Source organism: Maribacter sp. TH_r10, from assembly GCF_033101095.1.
In the GTDB taxonomy this organism is placed as follows: Bacteria; Bacteroidota; Bacteroidia; order Flavobacteriales; family Flavobacteriaceae; genus Maribacter_A; species Maribacter_A luteus.
Genome location: NZ_JAWMPY010000007.1, coordinates 14,909 through 36,708, shown reverse-complemented (window position 1 = coordinate 36,708; position 21,800 = coordinate 14,909). Strand labels below are relative to the sequence as shown.

General features: G+C 37.1%; 20 protein-coding genes. All 20 read right to left on the bottom strand.

Features of this window, described 5'->3' with window-relative positions; all coding sequences use genetic code 11:
• Nucleotides 1-93 precede the first annotated feature (93 nt).
• The 20 genes from R3X28_RS15075 to R3X28_RS14980 all read right to left on the bottom strand — a co-directional run bounded on the left by R3X28_RS15075 (nt 94) and on the right by R3X28_RS14980 (nt 21,774).
• Nucleotides 94-2,493 (bottom strand): polysaccharide biosynthesis tyrosine autokinase, encoded by a 2,400-nt coding sequence (locus R3X28_RS15075; protein ID WP_317665406.1) that lies wholly within the window; start codon nt 2,491-2,493, stop codon nt 94-96.
• Between the two features lie 289 nt (nt 2,494-2,782).
• Nucleotides 2,783-3,517 (bottom strand): WecB/TagA/CpsF family glycosyltransferase, encoded by a 735-nt coding sequence (locus R3X28_RS15070; RefSeq protein ID WP_317665404.1) that lies wholly within the window; start codon nt 3,515-3,517, stop codon nt 2,783-2,785.
• Between the two features lie 349 nt (nt 3,518-3,866).
• Entirely contained in the window at nt 3,867-5,117 is a 1,251-nt protein-coding gene (locus tag R3X28_RS15065; RefSeq protein ID WP_317665403.1) for a glycosyltransferase, read from the bottom strand.
• Nucleotides 5,118-5,134: 17 nt separating this feature from the next.
• A complete protein-coding gene (locus R3X28_RS15060; RefSeq protein ID WP_317665402.1) occupies nt 5,135-6,508 on the bottom strand; it encodes a hypothetical protein in 1,374 nt (457 codons plus the stop codon).
• Between the two features lie 3 nt (nt 6,509-6,511).
• Nucleotides 6,512-7,363, bottom strand: a complete 852-nt coding sequence (locus R3X28_RS15055) for an NAD-dependent epimerase/dehydratase family protein (protein ID WP_317665400.1) — start codon at nt 7,361-7,363, stop codon at nt 6,512-6,514.
• Nucleotides 7,356-7,922, bottom strand: coding sequence for an acyltransferase (locus tag R3X28_RS15050; RefSeq protein WP_317665398.1), 567 nt, complete (start codon nt 7,920-7,922; stop codon nt 7,356-7,358). Before R3X28_RS15050 ends, R3X28_RS15055 begins: the two co-directional genes overlap by 8 nt.
• 8 nt (nt 7,923-7,930) lie before the next feature.
• Nucleotides 7,931-9,052: a glycosyltransferase gene (locus tag R3X28_RS15045; RefSeq protein ID WP_317665396.1), complete on the bottom strand. Its 1,122-nt coding sequence runs from the start codon at nt 9,050-9,052 to the stop codon at nt 7,931-7,933.
• A gap of 401 nt (nt 9,053-9,453) precedes the next feature.
• Nucleotides 9,454-9,603, bottom strand: a complete 150-nt coding sequence (locus tag R3X28_RS15040) for a hypothetical protein (protein WP_317665394.1) — start codon at nt 9,601-9,603, stop codon at nt 9,454-9,456.
• A 50-nt stretch (nt 9,604-9,653) separates the two neighbouring features.
• Nucleotides 9,654-11,132 carry a hypothetical protein gene (locus R3X28_RS15035; protein ID WP_317665392.1) on the bottom strand — a complete coding sequence of 493 codons (1,479 nt, stop codon included), beginning with the start codon at nt 11,130-11,132 and terminating at the stop codon, nt 9,654-9,656.
• A gap of 171 nt (nt 11,133-11,303) precedes the next feature.
• Nucleotides 11,304-11,558 (bottom strand): hypothetical protein, encoded by a 255-nt coding sequence (locus R3X28_RS15030; protein WP_317665391.1) that lies wholly within the window; start codon nt 11,556-11,558, stop codon nt 11,304-11,306.
• A 34-nt stretch (nt 11,559-11,592) separates the two neighbouring features.
• Nucleotides 11,593-12,471, bottom strand: coding sequence for a hypothetical protein (locus R3X28_RS15025; protein ID WP_317665390.1), 879 nt, complete (start codon nt 12,469-12,471; stop codon nt 11,593-11,595).
• Nucleotides 12,462-13,289 (bottom strand): glycosyltransferase family 2 protein, encoded by an 828-nt coding sequence (locus tag R3X28_RS15020; protein ID WP_317665388.1) that lies wholly within the window; start codon nt 13,287-13,289, stop codon nt 12,462-12,464. The genes R3X28_RS15025 and R3X28_RS15020 overlap by 10 nt, the downstream gene beginning before the upstream one ends.
• Nucleotides 13,289-14,566 carry a hypothetical protein gene (locus R3X28_RS15015; RefSeq protein ID WP_317665386.1) on the bottom strand — a complete coding sequence of 426 codons (1,278 nt, stop codon included), beginning with the start codon at nt 14,564-14,566 and terminating at the stop codon, nt 13,289-13,291. Before R3X28_RS15015 ends, R3X28_RS15020 begins: the two co-directional genes overlap by 1 nt.
• A 74-nt stretch (nt 14,567-14,640) precedes the next feature.
• On the bottom strand, nt 14,641-15,753 hold the full coding sequence (locus R3X28_RS15010) for a glycosyltransferase family 4 protein (protein WP_317665384.1): 1,113 nt from the start codon (nt 15,751-15,753) through the stop codon (nt 14,641-14,643).
• A gap of 15 nt (nt 15,754-15,768) precedes the next feature.
• A complete protein-coding gene (locus tag R3X28_RS15005; RefSeq protein WP_317665382.1) occupies nt 15,769-16,440 on the bottom strand; it encodes an acyltransferase in 672 nt (223 codons plus the stop codon).
• Between the two features lie 24 nt (nt 16,441-16,464).
• Complete coding sequence (locus R3X28_RS15000; RefSeq protein ID WP_317665380.1) at nt 16,465-17,145, bottom strand: CatB-related O-acetyltransferase; 681 nt, start codon at nt 17,143-17,145, stop codon at nt 16,465-16,467.
• Nucleotides 17,146-17,157: 12 nt separating this feature from the next.
• On the bottom strand, nt 17,158-18,078 hold the full coding sequence (locus R3X28_RS14995; RefSeq protein WP_317665378.1) for a hypothetical protein: 921 nt from the start codon (nt 18,076-18,078) through the stop codon (nt 17,158-17,160).
• Nucleotides 18,079-18,158: 80 nt separating this feature from the next.
• Entirely contained in the window at nt 18,159-19,217 is a 1,059-nt protein-coding gene (locus R3X28_RS14990; protein ID WP_317665604.1) for a polysaccharide pyruvyl transferase family protein, read from the bottom strand.
• 44 nt (nt 19,218-19,261) lie between these two features.
• Nucleotides 19,262-20,236 (bottom strand): nitroreductase family protein, encoded by a 975-nt coding sequence (locus R3X28_RS14985; protein ID WP_317665376.1) that lies wholly within the window; start codon nt 20,234-20,236, stop codon nt 19,262-19,264.
• Nucleotides 20,236-21,774, bottom strand: coding sequence for a hypothetical protein (locus tag R3X28_RS14980; RefSeq protein WP_317665374.1), 1,539 nt, complete (start codon nt 21,772-21,774; stop codon nt 20,236-20,238). Before R3X28_RS14980 ends, R3X28_RS14985 begins: the two co-directional genes overlap by 1 nt.
• Between the last annotated feature and the right edge of the window lie 26 nt (nt 21,775-21,800).

Genomic DNA, 21,800 nt, shown 5'->3' with positions numbered 1-21,800 from the left:
AATAAAAAGGGTCGGAGACCATAAAAATGGTACCCGACCCTTCATCTTTTTCTTAAAAACGGTCTCTATAAACTAAGCCCTTTACGGTTTTCTTTAAAAACTATGTTTTAACTTCTGCCAGAACCCGGGTTGGTCTTCCCCATATACATAGCCGTATTTACTACCATAGCCCAGATTGTCCAAGCCCACATCATTGAGTACGAAGTTCATGTTCTTTAATTTACCTTCCTTACTGGCATCCACCGCAAAATTAATGACGTTCTTTTTGGTAAACCCGGTACGTACCACATAGAGGGTTACATCGGCATATTTACTGATCAAAAAGGTATCGGCCAATAGCATGGATGGGGCCGTATCTACGAACACATAGTCGTATTCCGCTTCCAATTCCTGTAACATGGTTCCCATTTTATCCAACTGCAACAATTCGGCCGGGTTCGGGGGGATACTCCCCGAAGGCAAGAACTTTAGGTTGGGATGTTGTTCCGAGTCTTGGATCAAATGCTTCAGCTCCTGGTTTCGGCTTACCAAGTAGTCACTGACCCCCAGAACCTTGTTCAACCCATCTTTATAGCGCTGCAATTGCGGATTGCGTAAATCGGCGCCCACCACGATCACTTTCTTCCCGGTCGTCGCCAGGGTATGCGCGAGGTTCATCGTCGTAAATGTCTTCCCCTCCCCTTTTACCGTAGAGGTCACGAACACACAGACCCCCCCTTTTTTCGTATCGTGCTTTACCATGGTATATTGTAGGTTCGCCAAAACGATCCTACAGGATTCGGACAAGAGGGACCTACTGCTATTTAAATCGAGCTCTTTATCCTTACGGCCCAATTTAGGCAATTCCCCCAAAATGGGAATCCCTTTTACCTTTTTCTCCAAATCGCTACGGTTGCGTATTTTGTTGTTCAAGAGTTCTTTCCCCTCTATCACCATTACGGGCAGCAACAAACCGAGGAACAGGGCTATGGCCAAGGCCTTTTTAGGATTGGGCGAAACAGGGGAGTAATTGCTGTAGGCCTGATCTACCAATTTGGCTTTCGGCGCCCGTACCGTTAATTTTAAGGTATTCTCTTCCCTCTTCTGCAATAAATACAGGTATAACGATTCCTTTATGCCCTGTTGCCGCTCAATTCCCCGGAATTTACGTTCCTGACCCGGTACGGCGGATATCTGGGACCCCAGTCTTCCCGATTGCCTACGTAAATTACCACTTGAGATAAGCAGATTGTCACGCCTACCCTGTAAACTACTTCGAACACTGTTCTTCATCTGCGCTATCTGGGCATCCAAACGAACAATAATCGGGTTTTTTTCGGTGGATCCCGCCATAAGCCGGTTCCGTTGTACCACCATACTGTTATATTCGGCGATCAACTGGTTGACACTGGTTTCCTCAATACCGAGATTGGAAGGGAACAGCACCATTTGATCGGTATTCATATAATTCAACATCGAATTGGTAAGTTCCAATTGGGTCTGCACCTCTTGTTGCCGCTTATTGTATTCGCTAACGTTTTGAATGATCATATTGGATTCTGCCCCGATATCGGTAAGGCTATTGGCCGCCTTGAATTGTTCTTTGCCTGTTTCCACCGAATCCAACTCCCGATTGATGATGGCCAAACGCTCATCTATAAAATCAGCCGTGTTCTTGGCGATCAGGTTCTTTTCATCAATGGCGTCCCGATTGTATTCAAAAACCACTTGGTTCAAGACATCTTGGGCCTTCTTCGGAACGGCATCAATCAAACTCAATTGGATTAAGGTCGATTGGTCTTCGACCACCTCGACCTCTAATTTGCCCCGATATTGATTCACCACACTACCCAGGGATACAAATTTGATACGTACGGTCGTCCAAGCTTCGTCTTGGGCCATCCCCTCCATATCTTCCTTTTCCTGAATATTGAAATCCACATAATCGAGTTCCACCATCTGCCCCAAGTCGGTCTGCACCTCCTGTTCGGTGGCTTCATTGACCACGCTCAACTTGCCCCCGCCAAGATTATGCACTTTATATACATTACTTTCGCTTAAGATGGCCTTTTCGAGCCCCCGATCGTCCAATCGGAAAATCTCGACCTTGATCGGACTGAAATCATAGAGTTCTTTGGAAAGCAACTCCTCATCACTCCAATACTGCACGTTCAGATCCAGGGCCTTTACGGTGTTCCACATGATTCTTTTTGAGGTCAACAACCCCAGTTCATTACTGATACTATTGGTGGCCATACCCCCCATCATCCCCAAATCGACCATGGCCGATGGATCCGAACCCGTGCCCTTATCCTCATCTTTGATGATAATGGTCGAAACCGTCCGATAGGTGGGTTCGGTATATTTGAGATATAGGAATGCCATACCCACGGCCAAGCCCCCCACGATGATGAACCACGGCCAATACCGTAAATACCGATCCAATATTTCCCGTACATTGAATTCCGATTCTTCTTCCGCAATGGGTAAATATTTATACTGCTCCTTACTCATAAGTTATACGAAATTTAATTTCTGTTTATTTATAAATTCTTCTGTTTGTTAATGACCACCCCTATCCACAGTATTAAAACCATTCACAGTATACCTATGTAATTTCCCAGAGATATACAGATACGGTTCCTTTAGGCTATCTGAACTTTCTTTTTACAAATCATGCTTCGTTACCACTATCTGCGATTTCTTTAATCCCAAAATCTAAGACAATCGCGCAGTAACTACTGAGCTAGCCTACGACTTTTCGGAATATTCGTTGAACATTGAAATTCTTTGGTTGAAATACTCATTTACCTTTGACCTTTACCTTAATCAAGTACCCTCCAAAAACCAATCCGTAGTAGATATACCTTTTCCACATCCGCTTGGGCTCCTTTACCAAGCGGCCGAACCATTCAAGGCCCAGGTCCCTCCATACCTTACCGGGCCGTTCTACGGTACCCGCATAAAAATCAAAAACGGCACCTATGGCACAAATGGGGCCATTGACCACTAAGGCTTCTTTGTGCGCCATACTCCACTTTTCCTGTTTGGGGGCGGTCATCCCTACGAACAACACATCGGGTCGAAAGGTATTTACCGCGCTAATAATTTCGGCATTTTCCTCCGATGTAAATACTTTCTTATACGGGGGGGAATAACTCCCGACCCGTATATGGGGATATTCCTTGGCCAAACGTTGCTCGATTTTTTTCAGGGTTTCAGGGGCCGACCCCATATAAAAACAAGACCCCCCTTCTTCGTTCAATCGGTGTAGGAGGAAAGCATGTAGGTCTGCCCCGGCGATTTTCTTTATCCTTTTACCTTTAAGCCATTTTGCAGCGGCAACGATCCCTACCCCATCGGGCAACAACACATCGGAGGCATGTAATGCCTCTTTAAATAAAGGGTCTTTTTCGGCCATACAATACGAATATTGATTTACCGTATTGATGATCGTTTTACTTTTTGAATAAACAACGCCTAAATCATCGATAAAGACCTTATATCCCATGCATGTAAGGGTAGAAAATTTAGTCATATGTTATAACTTTTTGCATTTAATGTAAATAGATACTATCCTAAATAAATACTAATTTTAAATTATCAGCAATATAACTAACTTATTGACTACAATGGTATAGTGATGTGGTGCGTATTTTATCTAGTATAAGGCTAATTCTACCAACAAAATTGTTGCTCGTATGTACCAAGGCCAATACCCCTTATATTAAACCAAAATTACTGACAGTTTAAGTTCATTGGGCTCTTCTAGTACAGGCAAGTATTTCCATTTTTCCAATTAGGGAACTGTTATTCCAATAAATAAAATACCTGGATTGATGATATTTTTTTACAATTAATATATTTTCAAACAATCAATAAATATTCTAATCTTCTTGATAAATTTTTAATTGTATACTCCTATTGTATAATTCCAATACTTTTTTCACTTTTACAGTCCAAGAAAGTTCTATTTGGCGTTCTTTACAATTAATGGACATCTCCTTTAAAAGATGTCTGTTATTTTCTAAATAATTCAATTCTTTTGCAAAATCATTAACAGATATACTAGGATTTGACAAAGGTATTTTACGACCTACCTTATTGTCTATTACCGCACCAAAACCACAAGCATTAAAGCATAATACCGGAAGACGATTACTAATCGCTTCTAAAACAACAGTAGAAGTATCTTCACTAATGCTTGTAAAGAAAAAAAGCTGTGCTTTTCTCATTGTTTTCAATACAAGTTCGTTACTTTGGTTTCCATGCCAAACAACTTGTTCTAAAATACCCAAAGCATGAGCCAATTGTTTAACATCTTTTTCTTGGGCTGCAGTTCCTTTTCCAAAAACATTTAAAATAATTCTTTTGTTTTTTGTTTTGTTTATAGTTCTTAAAGCCAATGGTAACTGCTTTCTAAAATCAAATTTACCAACCCACATTACATGAAATTCATCATTATCAAAACGGTTATTAGAGATATCCTCTGTCACATAACAACCTGTTTCCGGAATTATTATACTTTCTAAATGTTTATGCTTCTTAATCGCATGATATGAATCTGGTATTGAACTAATCAAAAAATCTGCCCGTGTTAGAGCTTTTGTTACTCTTTTGTCATATTTAAGTTGTAAAACATTTAAAATATTTTTTAACCTACTGAATAACTTCATTTTGAAACCGGCATTCTCCAGATATGCAAGTGGCATCTGTTTTAACCCTCCTATTGGCCCCCAAATAAATGGAATATCCGTTATTTTCCATAAATACCCAGGTTCTCTAAAACCAATCATATTTAATTGATGCAGTACATCAATTTTATTTGTTTTTGTAATTTCCTTAGCTATTTGATAGGTCTTAAATTGCCATTTCCTGTAGTGTTTATAAAATCGCCAATCGCCCTGATTCCAACACATTGCTCTAATTTCAGCACTCACAGGATTGTAATGAAATGTCAAATTAGTCCCTTGAGGCAATTCCTTGACAGCTACTTCTATTTCCTTACGCCATTCTCCTTCGGTAATTACCGTTACTTTACAATAATTAGCCAAATTGATAATCCAATTCCAAGCCATTCCAGGTTCAGAACCCATATTCGGCGCGCAAGCATAAGCATTGATCAATACAGAAATCATAGTTTTATTTCAACAAATTATAGTTTATTAATCAACTTTTCATTGATAAATTCATCTATTAAAGGTAACAATGCAGCTGTTGGATTAATACCTCCTGATCGCGGTAAGATTCCCGTATTAACAAGTAACATATTATCGAATTCGGTATAATAATCTTCCATATCATCATAAAGAAACATCTTATGGGGATGGTATATGTCTTCCGTATTCTGAACATCAATTTCCTCCGCCAATACTTCAAAATCAACTTTAGAACGTGTCAGGTGACCAATAACCTCATCTTTTGCTTTTTTGTAAACTCCTGCTGCATCTTCTCCTATAGAATAGGTTACATCCAAACCTCTAATGCCAAATGCATCTTTTTCTTTTGAAAGGGAAATAAAACTATCCTCTGTTGGATTATCTATATCAATATATAAAAACCATTCATTTTTATATACATAAATACGACGATGAACCAAAACAGTCCAAGCAAAACCAATCGCCTGAGGAATACTAATTATGATATTTTTTAAGGCTTGTAGTGTAATCTGTTTTTTAAATAAAATAGTTTTTAAACTTTGAAAAAAAGGAAAATCCATATTAAATACAGGGTGCACATAAAAAGAACAATTGTTATATTCTCCAATAAGTCTTTTGGTAATCAATGAAAACCCTTTCATTTTAAAAACAAAATCCTCCTTACCGATATATGTACTCTTTTTAATCTTAAATATCTTTTGGGAAAGATGGTCTGAAAAATATACTTTCTTTTCAGGAATTATATCGGACGACAGTAAAATACGAGCACTTTCAAAAGCACCTGCAGTTAAAAAATAAAAATCAAAAGAACTTGATTTTTCAATACCATCCTTTATATAATAAACTTTTGTTATTCTTTTATCTCCATTGGTTTTTACATGCGATACACGGGCATTGGATATTATTGTTACTTGCTTCCGTTGTTGAATTTTAAAAATTTTAAAAAAATTCCTGTTAAATGCGCTTAACCAAACTCCCGTTTTTGTGAAAAGGACATCAGTAACAAATTTTTCACTATGTTCATTGGTGATATTAAATTTTTGAAGCATAGTATCTTTGTACTTTTCATTCAACTTAATAACATCGGACAAAAAGCGATTTGGATTTTTAAAATCGTTTTTTGTAAATGTTAACAATTGACCTCCCCATTTATCTGTTGCCCCACCAAAACCGAAATACCTTCCGTCACTTAACCCTTTATATATCCTTCTTTTCAGGTTTGATAAATAACCAATTTCCTTTTCACTTTTAATTGTAGCATCCCCAACATCGAATAGCGTGATGTTTGCATTGGGATACTTATTAAGTAAGGCGTCTATTGTATAACTTCCATATGCACCTGATCCAATTACACAAATATTCATATGCATTATTTAAAATGTTAATTGTAATTCATTTTCAGTAATCGATGAATCGTATTTTGATTCAATGAACTTACTCTCAATACGTACATAAAATGATGCTGGTAAAACACCAACTTTCAGACATAATTTTGCAGTACCCAACACTAACCATTTAGGCAGTGTTATTACGCGTTTATATCCAATGCCTTTAGCATATGCATATTTGGTAGTATTACTATTTGGTAAAAAAAGATATACTGGTTGCTTTGACTCTAAAGCTATAATTGCAATAACTGCCTTATGAATACTTTCACGTTTTACGATGGGCATAATTGCTTTTTTATGTCCTTTCAACAATATAAAACCGAATGGTAATTTTTTAATAAAAGGTGCAGCTCTGTCGGCTGACAACACATAACTTGGACGTATAAATGAAATTTGAAATGGCAAACCATTTAAAGATTCCAAATACGTATCCGTTGCTATTTTATTAGCGGCATACCCATTCTTATAGGTATTCGTTTCAATTGCTGTATTTTCATTTATTAATACCTCAGTGTTGGGATACACCATAATAGACGAAAAATGAAGTAATTGTTTTGCGTTTACGGTTTCACAAAACAAAACCAACCCCTTTATGAACGCTAAATTCTTTGATTCACCACCATCCTTAATAAGGATATAATTGATGATAACATCATAATTCTTTTCTAAGAATTTATTTTTCTTTAAATTAAGTACATCACCGAATACTTTATCCCCAACTCTTTTTTCCTGCCCTCTTGAAAAGCAATCTACCTGAAGACCATTTTGTATCATTTTTTCATACAGACCAGTTGCCACAAATGAACTACTGCCAACAATCAATATTTTTTTAGGCATGCTTATTTAAATAAACTAAATGCTTCATTCTCAAATCTTCATTTTCAAATCTATCCTTAATTTTTTTGGCCGGAACACCCCCCCATATTTCGCATTCTGGCACATTCTTATTAACCACAGACCCTGCAGCTATAATTGCTCCTTTGCCAATTGTAACCCCTGCCACAATAATTGCACTTGTACCTATCCAAACATCATCGTTCACAATAATAGGTTTATCAACACCCCGGCCTGCATGCCACATAGTAACTCCTGGTATATTAAAAATATGGTCGTTTTTTCCTACAAAATTAACCTTGCCTGCAATCAATATATTGTTACCGAAATGTGCATCCGTAGTAACCCACGTTCCTCTACCAAATTGTACATTGTTGCCAATTTTAATGTCTCTTTTAACGAAATGCGTTTTTCCCATTACCCGTACAAATCCGCTATACTCTACCCAAGGATATTTAATATTAAAACAGTACCAAGTTCTTAAAATATTAAAATAAAACCGCAAAGCAAATTTAAATTTACTACTACCCTGAGGCATATTGTTATATTCAATTTTTATCATGAAAAAATTTAGTTCACTTTATAAATTTCATAAAATACTTTAACATACTCACTAAAAGAAACCGGCATCAAATTCATTTTTTCTTTGCTATTTAATTTCCGGGTTCTTTCATAAAAAATATTCAAATTTTCCACAAATTGATGCTCATTTAAGGGATCAAACAGTAAACCATTAGATCTATTAACAAAATCTACCGCTCCTATGTATTTACTCGCCATTACTGGACAGCCAAATACCAAAGCTTCATTTACTACTGCCCCAAAGGGTTCAAACCTACTAGGAAGTACGTAAAAATTTGCTAGATCATACCAAGCATATAATTCCTTACCTGAACAAAAGCCGGCAAATATTACTTGATCTTCAATATTCAAATCTTTACATTTTTGTTTTAAATTTTCTTTTTCATTACCATCTCCAACCAATACAATCTTAAAACCACTATTCATCGATTTTGCAAAGGCTTCGAGTAATAGATCCAATCCTTTTACATTTTCCAGCCTACCGGTATATAATATAATTTTACTCTCTTTTAAGCCAAACTTATTAATGTAATTGTTTAAAATACTAGGGAAATACTGTCTATATTCAAGTAAGGTATCCGGGTTTTGTATGTTTGGACATATCTCTACTCTTAATCCTGAAAAATTGCCTTTGTAAAATTCTTTTACAGCCTTACTGTAAACCACCAAAGCATCTGCTACGGATAATACATATTTTCTAAAAAAAAATTTCACCCCTTTAACTCCTTCTGAAATAAAAGTATTATCCGATGTCGTTATAACATATTGAAAATTAAAATAGTTTAATTTTAAAAAGGTAGCCAAGATTATACTTACTGGTGAATACTCATGTGAAAAAACAATATCTGGCTTAATTGTTTTAATCAATTTGAAAATACCTAATCTGATAGGACGTTTACCTATTTTAAAACCATTCGTTAAAAATATATTTTCAATATCCTTGTCCAACCTATTCAATAAATCCTCTCTATCGTATTTGAAACCTTCAGTTTCGGCATTTGTGTACACAATAGTCAATTGGTAGTACTTTGCCATTTCATTAAAAACGTCTATACGCCAAGGTGGTAGATACTGAAAAAAAATTATTGCCTTCGGCTTTTTAAAATTCATTCTAAACTTTTAATTGTTTTCTTTAAACCGATCATCCAAACCTTAAAAACTAGACTTTATTTAAATCAATGATCATATGCAATGCCGTTATTAAAAAGGTAATACCATTATTCTTGGTGTTACATGCAATTTTACACCCCATTTAGGTTGAGCTGACAAAAAGTAACAAACTTCTGAATTTTCATTAATAAAAGGTTTGACATCTAAGTACTTTGACCCGGGAATCTAAAAAATTTGTGCTGTCACCAAATCATCTTCCAAAATGATGACCTAGTCTTATCGTTCCATTACTTTAGTCACTCCTCCAATAATAGAATTTGCCAGCCCTATGTTGTTGCTTCTATAATGCTTACTACCTTAAAACATCAACTGTTTTAAGAAAACGGTTCGATTTCCTCAATTCATTGCTCATCTTTCTGCAGTGCTCCATCTGAAAAAACAAATACATCGGATTCAGAAGTCAAGGTATTCTTTTGCAAAGCCGCTACTGTATTCTTTAAAGCATTTAACCTTTTATAGGCAAATAATAATACAGCTGCAGGCTTACTCATTTTCAATGGATTAAAGTTTCTTATTTTGAACCTAACTAGGGTGACAACTATTATTTATTATATTTTTCGAAGCCAACCTCCACTAAAAGACTTTTTAATTTGGCCTTTAAGGCCAATTTAGGCGTAAGTGGATTTATGGGTTGGCTCAACACCTCTGGCCATAGTATATTCATACTATCTCGATACATCGTATAATTAGGTTTACATCGGTATTTCGTATCTATATGTAGCATGATATCCAAAAGTTCCCTATTGTTAAAAGGGGTAAAAGTATCATGTACTAAATCCCACTCCATTTGACTTTGGGATTGCCAACTCCCTGTACTCACTTCCCAATGGAATAGATCCAGAATATTATATCCTTTGTTCACGGTACTTTCCTTTACCTCATCAAACCATTGATGCATACGATCTACAATAAACGGTATCCCTTTCCATTTGGGGTTAATGTTTAAAATATCATCTCCAGCGGTTAATTTGGGATGTTTTCCATTCTTGTAAAAAAAGCAACGGCCCGTTTCGGAACAACTTCCCTTAACGGAAACTACATCCTTTGTTAGTTTTTTTGAAATTCCATAGGCAATATAACCCCAATCATCCAGATGGGCCATGTCAGTACTTTCCAAGTAGCGTTTTTTAAAACGCTCGTCCAATTCTATCCTACAATCCAATTTCTTGTACTTTATACCCAATGTCTTCGAAAGTAGTGTAGGGATTTTGACATCATTGGATTCACAATTAAGATCTCTATACAAAAGAGTATAATATTGCATGTTTTCCGAAACATCCTTACTGGCACTTAACAATATCCTACTGTCATAACCACTGGTAAGCCCTAATGCTAAATTATATTTTTTACTGCCCGCAATCAAGGTCTGGCGCAGCAGTTCCGAGAATTTTCTTAAACCGGTTTCATAATCCCCTATTTCCAATTGTTCTAAAGGCCAATAGCGTATCTGTTGCATGGTAGCCGAATCCAAATAGTGGTTGGGCACCAAATGATGTACCTTTTCGTAGAGGGACGTACCACTTGGAAACCAATGCTCCTTGCTGTTCTTTACATACTCGGATTCAAAATAACTATAATAGCGCTCTTGTTTGGAAATCAAATCCCCTGTAACTAATTTTAATAGCAAGGGCTGGGATGCAAGGCAGAGTTGGCCCTCATATTGTGTATAAAAAAATGATTTAAGACCACAGGCGTCATTGAAAAAAACCAGACGTTCCCCTGTTTTAATTATGAGTACGTATCGCCCGACCAAACCGTAAAGTACTTTTGCGGTGTCTGATTCCGATGAGGCCTCCGCTATTTTATTAAGAATATCTAGCGTACTGAGTTCATGGTTTTTTGGATCCAGAACATGCCCTAATAAAAATATTTCCTTATCCGATCGTTTTGTTTGCGTTACGATTAAATCAGGATGTGTATATAAAAAATACGCCCCTAAGGTATATTGATTCCATTGAAGCAACCCATCCGTTGTAAATGGGCTTAACAAGAACTGTCTTCTAAATTTTAATCCATTCATTTCTTAAAAATTCTTTAACTACTACTATTGTCCGGTTTGAAAAAACCTTAAACAAATACACCTATACATGTATTAAAACCCTTGACAAGGGGAGTACTATACAGCACACAATACTGTTCCAAAAATATGCTAAAAACCACTGTACACACAACATCAATTATAAGAAGTAACTTATAAGGATCTAGAAGGATAAAATGTTTCGGCCATATTTTTAGTTTTCTCCTCCCAGACGAATTGTTTGCTATACTTAAACGTATTTTTTGCCATGGCCCCAAGCAATTCACAATCTTCGTTTAATCGTATTGTGGCTTGGGCAAAATCAGCTATGAACTGTTCTTCATCCCCCATGGGAATCTTAATGCCCCTACCCGGTTCGAATCCTTTTGAGGAATCACAGGCATGGGCGGAAAGTACTTCTTTTTGCATACTACCAATAAAGTACCAAACTTATTAAAAGGATTCAGAAAGCCGCCTTTTTCTCTTTCAATTTCTTTTTAAATCGATTAACTACTGTCGTGACGACCACCTGTACGGTCTTTGCCCATCCGTCTATACTAGCCGCAAATGCAATGGGGTGATACGACTTAAATGACAGTTGGTGCAATTCCTCCTTGGATAACCCCAAGACATACCTTAAATTATGGCGTAAAAACGGAAAACCGTGATTGCCGGTTTTAAAGGGAATACGGGTCAACAAGGTGGTATTTTTAAGGGCATTGTATTGTTTGATATCGAGAATGGACTTGGACGATTGAAAATAGAAATAATCCCTTTCGGTATCCAAGAAATCCTCAATGACAAAATATTTAGAGCGCTCTTGATCTTTATATCGAAACAGGATGGGATCCACCTTGGCGTTTGACCCCTCAATGATGACATTCAGGTTCAATTGGGCGTTAAAGGCATATACCCGATCTGCCCGCAACAGACTGCCATACAATAGGGCCGCAAATCCCCCCGCGGAACTTCCCATGACATACACTCTAAAACCTGAGGTCAATTCCCGTAAAAGTTCCCATAGCGCCTCGGGATTGTCGTGTTTTTCGCTGATCCCTTCGATATACCATTGTTTTTGTACATCGCGTAAAAAAATATGTTTTTTGGCGTATTGGATATAATTCCGCTGCCATTCAAACTTGTCCTTGGCTACAATACTATTTTCAAAGGCCTTTGGGGTGTTGGGGTAATAGAGGTCGTTACTACTAAAGTAAATGATACAAAGGTCTTCTTGGACAGCGGGACCCGAATGGAATTTGACCTTATAATTATCCGCTTCCCGGTATATCTTTTTTACGGCAGGGTCGTCAATCTGAAAAATAGGTTCTTTTTTTACTTCCACAAGTTCGGTATTAGTAATCGTAAATGAATGGAACAAAATTGTTTTATCGCCAAGAACCAGCCAAAATGCCGCTTCACATAAATAAAATAGTATTTGGGATGGCTATTGCCCAAGGGGGAGTACAAGGCCTTGATTCGCTCCTTTAAGGGTACGTGGGCATAACACCACTTAGGTAATAGCGCATTGCTTTCACAAGTTCCTAAATATCTTTTGGTCGTCACCAATTCAAAGCCCTTGTCCATAGCACGTTGACCATAATCAAAATCACCAATAGCATGCGGAAAGATCGGATCTAAATTCCCTACTTCATCATATACCGTTTTAGGCACCAATAAGCAATTGCCGTTTATATGGAAACAGGGTTGCACCTCACCATTAGGGATAACCGGGTTACCCGACTTATCACGGCCCCCATAGGTATAGTCACCGCTTTGCTCACCACAAAAAGCCGCACAGACCACAACCCCATCATTTCGTTCAATAGCACATTCCAAGAGTTCCTCCATGGCACTGGAATACAGGAAGGTATCATCGTTCAATAACACATAGTAATCATATTGGGCGGTCTTGGCCGCTGTCTCCCAAGCCAGATGCATGCCCCTGTTCCAATACAAACTCCCGGTACCTTGGATTACGGTGACTTCCGGAAACTTTTTTCGTACCGTTTCCCCTGTTCCATCCGTAGAACCATCGTCTACCAAAAAAACGTCCATACCTACATTGTCGGGAACCGTCTGCCATAGATTATCGAGACAAGCCAAGGTTTTTTGCTTCCTATTAAAACAGGTAAGCAATACGGCAATCTTATATTTCATCATTAAAACTGTTTTTTAACCCGCACTTTTTTCAAGGTGGCCTTTCTATAACGGATATCGAAAATACCCCTGGCCCAATACTTGAATTCCATATCGGTCATATTTCTAAAAGAGGAGGAAAAGCACATCCCGATCAGGATCCAAAGCAAAATATAAGAAAGGTCAAAACGGCTAAAATCCTCTACCCAAGCATAACTCCATCGAAAAGCCACATACAGCCCTAAAATTTTCATATACCAACTCTTGGAGCGATGAACCGCTAAGAATGTTGCTCGGAAAAAAACCAAGAAATATAGCACTACCCCAATCAACCCGGTCCAAGTAAACACATTCAAGACAGAAACCTCATTCGCATACCGCTCAAATTTACCCGTCTTGGTTTGGGCTTCGATTTCCGCGCCGAACAATTCAGAATCATTGCCCCGGGCCGGGGTACGCCCCAACCACACATACTCATTATATATAGCGGAAGCCAATACTTCTACATATAAACCGGTTCGGGTATCCGCGGTAAGATCCTCGGTTTCACCACTTTCTTGAACAGTGGTATAATCCCCTTTCATATATTGGTCTATTTTAAAGACATTAAAGGTACCGGTAAGCGCTAAAATAAAGAGTGTAATAGGCAACCCTAACAAGAGCAGTCGTCCTAAACCCAATAGTCTAACACCTACAAAAGGCCTTACATAAAACAACAGTCCGAATAAAAATGGAACTGCAAATTTAATCACGTTACTCCTGGCAGCGATACTGGCCGTAGCCGCGAACAATGCGATTCCCAAAAGGGCTATTTGCCATTTTCGTGTCAACAATGGCAAAAAGAGGAGCAAAACACTAATGGGAATCAAATAAACCCCCCATGCAATTGGGTATGTTATGGCCGTAAATAAAATAAATGCCGGAAGCAGGTATTTTATAAACACATTAAAAATAGTCTGTACCAACAACCTGTTGGTGCTTATAAAAATGGTTGTCGGTAGCAACAGCACAAAGCCCATAGTGAACAAGTTCTTCCATTCCCAATAATTCTCCGCCACAAAACCACCCCTTACTATACAGCTTATATTCCAATAGAGGTAGGCAAATATGATATAGGTTGTTTTGTTTGCGCGGTCATAAAACCTAGGCCTTACCTTCAAAATGAGGGCCAACACTAATACATCCATACCCCACCATAAAACGATGTTGCCAAGGGGCATGGTACCCCAAGGAGAAACTGTCTGTAATGCAATCAAAAACAATACAATAGTTAAAAATATTTTATCCTGTCTGGAAATCAACCTGAAATATTTTATTTTTTTATAGATACATTCCTTTTGAAAAGTAAAAAGTTTGTTTTACTCACCATAGTAAATTATTTCTTATATAAATCCATTATACCATCCACTCCTTTTCTCACTGAAAAATTATTTTTCACGAACACTTCTGCTCGATTTCCCATTTCCAGACGCATATTAGGCTCATAATATAATTGAAGTAGAGAACTTGCCAATTCCTTATAGTCAGGATTAATCAACAACCCGTTATCATCTTTATCTATCAAATCCCTTAAACCTGGTGAATTGTACAATACAGATGGTAAACCACTGGCCATTGCTTCTATTGCCGCAATACTCAAACCTTCAAATTGGGAGGGCATCAAATACACATCTGAAGCAATCAGATAATCTCTCACATTTTGCTTGTTTCCCAAAAATTTGATCTTGCCATATACACCTAACTGTTTTGCAAGATCTTTTTCTTCATTTTCGGTAAGTCCCTGACCTAAATGTAAATAGACACAATCAATTTTCTTATCTACAATGGCTAAAGCTTTAATGATATCATGATGATTTTTAACATAACTACAACCACCGCTTGAGATAATTACAAATTGATTTTTAGCTATGCCCAAAGATTCACGAATCTTGAATTTTTCTTCTAAATTCAATAATGGATAAAACTTAGTACTATCGTACCAATTATTCACGATATATGAATTGTTTTTATAATAATGTAATTCATTTTCATAGACACTCCTTCCAATAGTCTGAAATTTAACATTAAAAAATTTCGTTGCCGTATAACGTTCAAGAAAACCTTTGATCCATGTTAATTTTCGGTGTTTAAAATTATTATGAACTGTGCGAATCGTTCGGGTTCCCGATAGAAAACCTACCAAAGAAAAAAACCAAAAATGTTTTGAACGATGTATATGAATTACCTCTATATTATTGGTCTTTACAAATAAATAGACTTTTTGAAAATAGCTCATCAAACGTAGTGGGTTGGCTTCATTTATCGAAAGCTTCCTATAATGCACTTCAATATTCTCCGCTTCAAATTGAGGCAGGAAATCACCGATTTGTTCCCCAGTACTTAAGACCAACATTTCTACCCCTTTTTTTTGGAATAACGAGGCTGCATTGGCATACATGATCTCGGCCCCGGAAAATTTCAATTCATTAAAAATATGTAAAACGCGCATAATTTCTTTTTCCTATTAATATTCGTTAGTCCAATACACATTATTCTTAACAACTCTATTAGGGTTTCCTACAACAATGGATTTAGGCGGGATATCTTTGGAAACCAGGGTTCCCATTCCCACAATGCCTCCATCCCCAATTTTCACTCCTTTTAAAACAATCACGCGGCTCCCCACCCAAACGTTGTCGCCAATATGTATTGGTTTTTCCGTATTAATCTTTACGTTTTCCTCATTAAAGATACTATGGGTATCACTGGCCCAAACTTCAATATGGTCTGAAAAAAGACAATTCTCCCCTATATCCACAACATTTCCTTGGCCTACATTTACAATTCGGACACCACCAAAAGTGGTCCCCTTACCAATTTCCACTACATTATCCGACCCTCTTATAACTACATCTGCATTTCTTAGTTTAACATTCGGATGTAGAATCAGCTTATTATTTTCGCCATTGATGACAAGTTTTGAATTTTCAATGAGGTTATTTTTTGACTCTATAAGGTTACCCCTACCGGTAACTTTGATGTGATTTTTTGTCATATTTACCCCAACAAGACTAATTATATTGTCCCTGTCCTTTTTTATCCTAGTTAGGAAGAAGAAACCTGAATAAGTATCTTGAGACCCTCTTATTACGCAGAGGTATAAACCGTTCATGGCAGCAATAACTTTTTTAATCATTCTTGATTTATATTATTCTTTTGTTTACATAGTAAACAAGGAATCTTTGATTTGATTTACATTTTCGGGATCGTTTAGCCACCATTCGGAGTTTTCCAATGTTCTTCTGATGGCCTCTTCAAATCGATATTTTATTATTTTTGCCGGGACGCCCCCTACGATGGCATAAGCCGATACATCCTTTGAAACCACGGCCCCAGCAGCTACTACCGCTCCATTCCCTATGTGAACCCCATCCATGATAATCGCATTGGCACCGACCCAAACATCATGTCCAATTTGAATTGGGGTATATTCTTGAAATTCAACATCTTCATTGATCACCTGTATACCCAATGCATTTTGCTTCTTATAAAAAATGGGAGAGGTTGAAGGCAAGTGTAGCGGATGACTCCCTAAACCCATTTTCACATTATGGGCTATGGAACAATAATTACCAATTGTGGTATGTTGGAGCAACGTCCCATAATTGATATAAGAATAGGCTCCTATATGGCTATTGTTGATGGTACAATCATTACAGACATGTGCGTTTTGACCAATGGTAACATCCTCGGTAAAACTAGATCCCTTATCGATGATGGCTTGGGGAAACCGTCGTTTATTTTGAATATCCCGTGCCTTTTCATTGGCAAGCTCCAGTAAACCTTTTACTAAACCCAAGGGCAACCAAAATACTCTTGCTATTCTTTGTTTTAGCTTCATGTTGCAGCAATATTACCAATAACAGGCCCCTTCTACCACATTGGCGTTTTTAGGCTTTTCATTGTCTCTGGGGCGTACCCAATGTTCATTCATCAATTTAACATAACTCCCCACAGGTATACCCCATTCTTCAACGCCGTAATTGGGGTCTTCCCATCTATTGCCCTTAATACCAAACAATAATTGTAAACTTCCCCCTAAATGCACCGCTTTTTTACCGCTTCGCTTTACATGGGCCGCCAAGGGAAAACCATAGGCCCCGGCGCCGATCAAACAAATATCGTAATCAACCTTGTCTATCCCATTTTTCATATGGTCCAAGGCTTCAAACCAATCAGAAAAACGATTATCCATATTTCCGATACTTTGTACCGCGGGGATGGTGTACAATTCAAACTCGGGAAGTACTTCCTTATCAAATAATAGCTTTCTGTTTTTATATTGCGCTTCAATCGTTTTATGAAAAGGGTGTACCACCAATACTTTTTTATTTTCGAGTGCCTTTGTCCATGGGGTATCACTCCAAAAAGGTTCCAAGAGTCTTAGGTGCACTTTTTTTGCCGTTAGTCGGTTATCGACAAAACGCTCCTCGGCTAACCAAGACCCCAAAATATCGACAAGTAGTATATCCTGAAGCATTAATTCCGAAAATTGCTCGATCTTGGCAATGGTTTGGGGGAAAAACCCTGCGTTGGTGTGCATAAAACCTATTAAAGACTTATTCCACCACCAATCCGGTTGCCCCCCTTTAATGTACTCTAAAATGTTTTTTTTGTCATTGTTAACCCCAAGATAATTTACAACCGTACTGAGTTCAAACCCCCCAAAACGGGCAATCATACACGATTTTTTGGAGACCAAAGTATCATAAATTAATTGGGAAGCATTATCCGGGTCTTGTTCGCACCATACTAATTTAGTTTGCTGACCCATCAACTTTTGATAGATCTTACGGAGGGCTTTAATTATATATGTGGAGATATCAGTCATTATTATAAAAATACGAGATAAACTTATTCAATGAGATTTGCTATATTATTTTCAAGCCAATTCAATGATCTTGTCCTTTCAAATTCTATTTTATCTTCTATTTTGGAATAGTCAACAAAAAATTCCTCATCAGATTGAATCAATAAATCATTAGCGTTTTTAACCTGTCTATCAAATAAATCAAATTTATTGAGAACCGTTTCCATTCTTGAATTTCTCTGCGGATGTTTTATGGTTAAAAAACTTTTCCTAAAGTGAATTGCAAAAGCTAAACCGTGAAAGGAGCTTGTGCAAATAAAACTAGCATTCTTGAATAACGATAGAAACTCCCTTGGACCTGCCTCTTTAACAAAATAATCGACTTTAAAAGGAAAAGAAACACCCCCTGAAACCGCAACTACAGGTAAACCCAATCTTTTTTTTAGATTTATTATCAATTGGCGCGAAAGCTCTGAATTATCAAAACCATAATATAGAACATAATCTTCTTTGATCAATCTTTCCTTAGTTGCCAACTCCCCCCACTCTTTCGCATTCATTAAAAAGGTAGGATCTAGAACTTGAGTTGCTTCCAAGTCACAAGCTTCTTTAATGATTTGTACACCATCATCTTCCCTGACCGAAATAGCACTAAAACAAGACAATAATTCCTTTAGTCTGGAATTATATTTTTTATCAATATTTTTAGTTCCAAAACTAGAGGCATAGGATATTCTTTTTTCATCTTTGCCTAAAAAACCCAAGAAATAATACGGAGGATTTTGAAATCCACGCTGAAGATTCCACACTTGATCACTACCTACCAAGTGTAGATCAAAATTTGGTGGGTTATTATATATTTCTTCTATATTATAATACCTTTTCGTAAGTTTCATTAGACCATGAAACTCCCTAAATCTTTTATACTTTAATTGCAGTTTCGGATTTAGCCTCGCATACATATAAATCAGCAAAGGTTTCAGTTTTAATGCAAACGATTTGTTTTCATTTTTCTTCTCCTCTTCCCTTGTATATAAATTAATGAATTCCGAATCGTAGCCCAGCTTTTCCAAGGCCCTTTGGGTCCCATATGCTTGGAACATGGCTCCATAATTGTAAGCTGCATGAATTGTATAAATACCTATCCTCATTGTATTACTTTTAAAACTTTATCAACAGTTTGCCTAGGAGAAGCCGCAACTTCCAATCTCTCAGGTAAATACCCACTGGAAATCACTAAATGAACCTGTTCATTATCCGGAATTTCAAGTAATTTTCTTAATGCCCTATCGCCATCAACTGATACACACCAGTTTAAAGAACAAGCTCCGATTTTTTGTTGATGTAAAGCGTATAAAAATGACATCGTAAACAAACCGGCATTTAGCGCGGGCTCATTTCTTTCGGGAAAATTTTGAAAAAGGGATAAATTGGAGGTGATTACAAAAATGGTATTAGCTAAATGTCCGAAGCCTCTGTTACCACTTTGTAATTTGAGGATTTCAATTTTCTTGGCCTCGTCTTTAACGGCATATACTTTTATTGGCTGTCTATTACAGGAAGATGGTGACTTTTGGGCTACCTTAACACAATGTGCGATAATATCTTCTGGGATATCCTTTGAAGAATAATTGCGTACCGAATGACGTGTTATGGCAAATAAATCAAAAGCGGCATCTTTGTTTTTAAAGTACTCTTGTTCCGTATATAAGCACTGCTTTGATTGCTCCCTTATATTACATTTTTCATTTAGTGCTTCAATTCTCCTAATTAAATCTTCCTTGATTGAAAAATCATGTTTTTTATGAAAACCTAAATACTCATTCAATGTTTTTAAACTATATACAAATTCAAGTTCTTTAACAGAGTATCCCTGTGACAAATATTCTTCTAATAGGCCTATTAAATTAGGAACTTGGGCCGCTTGTCCAAAACCCAATCTTGTTTCCGGCATTGTCAACCCTTTTTCAATCACATGGTAGTTCATAATTAATTCTCCCTTGAATTTGTCAAGACTATTTTTTTTATTGATGTAGTTAAAGTGTTTGAAATAGCGACGGATATCGTATGAGAAATATTTGAACATCGCCAATAAGGCTCTAGTTTTCTTGTATAAATTCATTAGGCTTCTATTTTTTTTATTTTTTTTAAGGCATTTTTACCCATGGCCAACATTAGTATTTTTTCTGAATGGTTTAATCCAAAATTTAGGGACAAAACAATAAATGCCATTGAACTAATCGTGAGTACTAAAAACAATCGCATATAACTCTCCTGCATAAGCAAAACTGGTAGAAACGCCATAATCGACATCCCAACGACGACAAGAAATGCCTTGGTAATAACATCCGAAAAATAGGCCTTCACCGACATACCACAAATACGATGTGCGAAATAGATTCTTGAGAAGGACAAAGCCATTACCATAAAAATCAAGTTTACATAAATCATCTCCGGAACTGCACCCCATTTGAACATGATATAACTGACCGGAAGTAATAAAAGCCAAATTACTGATTCAATTTGTTGACTTCTCTTAATATTCCCTATAGCCCCAATAGCCGTCGGAAATGTAACGGTTAATTGCGACAATATTGACCTGAAAAGGTTAAGTCTACAAAAAATTATCGCAAATTCCGGTACATCTTTAAGCCATAAATTCAATATAAACGGCATTTCCACAATTATCGGTATTCCAAAAAAGGCCATCAAGAAAAATGATAATTTGTTACCCGCCATGGAGGCTTTTAACATTTTATCCCGGTTGTTCTCCCCTTCACTTTTAACAATCACCGGGTTTAACGCCTTAAGCATGGTAGTAGAAAAAGCCATTACTTGCCCTGTTATTTGAAGTGCAATGGCCTGGGCTGCATTAACGATAACCCCGAAAAACGAATTAATCAATATGGTCATCCCTTGCATGGTAATCATACTTGATGCACTGGTCAATAAAGACCATCCGGCAAAACTTGTCATTTCTTTAAAGATAGACCTACTATAGTATTTCTTTAAATTGATACGAACCTCATTATAAACCCTATGACAATACATCTGTTTAAAAAGCATTAAAATAACCGATAGGGTAGCCATTAACAAACCGTACACATACAATTTATCCACCATAGCATGTGTTATGTATATAGCTATTGTTAATTTCAAGACAACCTCCATGATTCTCAGAATGGCGACCAAAAACATATTCTCATGGGCATTGATCACGGCATCAAAGGGAACGGAAGCAATAGTAAAAAAGGTGCTGATTATTAAAAATTGATAAATCGATTTTGCTACATCCATTCGATCTGCAGCTATTTTCAATATTTCTTCAAAAAGATAATAGCCTACCCCCTCAAGTATGACAACCACAGCAATTGCAATAAGGAAGTGAAGTAGCAAACTAACATTGAAAATTTTCTTCTGATTTTCAAACTTCCCTTCCCCTTGGGCGAAAGACATAAAGCGTTGGGATGCCGTAGTCATAGCCGTATTTAGAAAAGTTAGCATTGCTATGGCCCCCCCTACTACATTGAAAATGCCAAAATCTTCTGCTCCCAGAGCCGCCAAAACCAAACGTGTGGCATATAAGGACATAACAACTGTTATGGCCATCTGCACATATAAAATACCCGTATTCTTAGCTACTCTTTTTGCTTGTTCCAAAATTTATTTTTTTTTATTCCCATGCT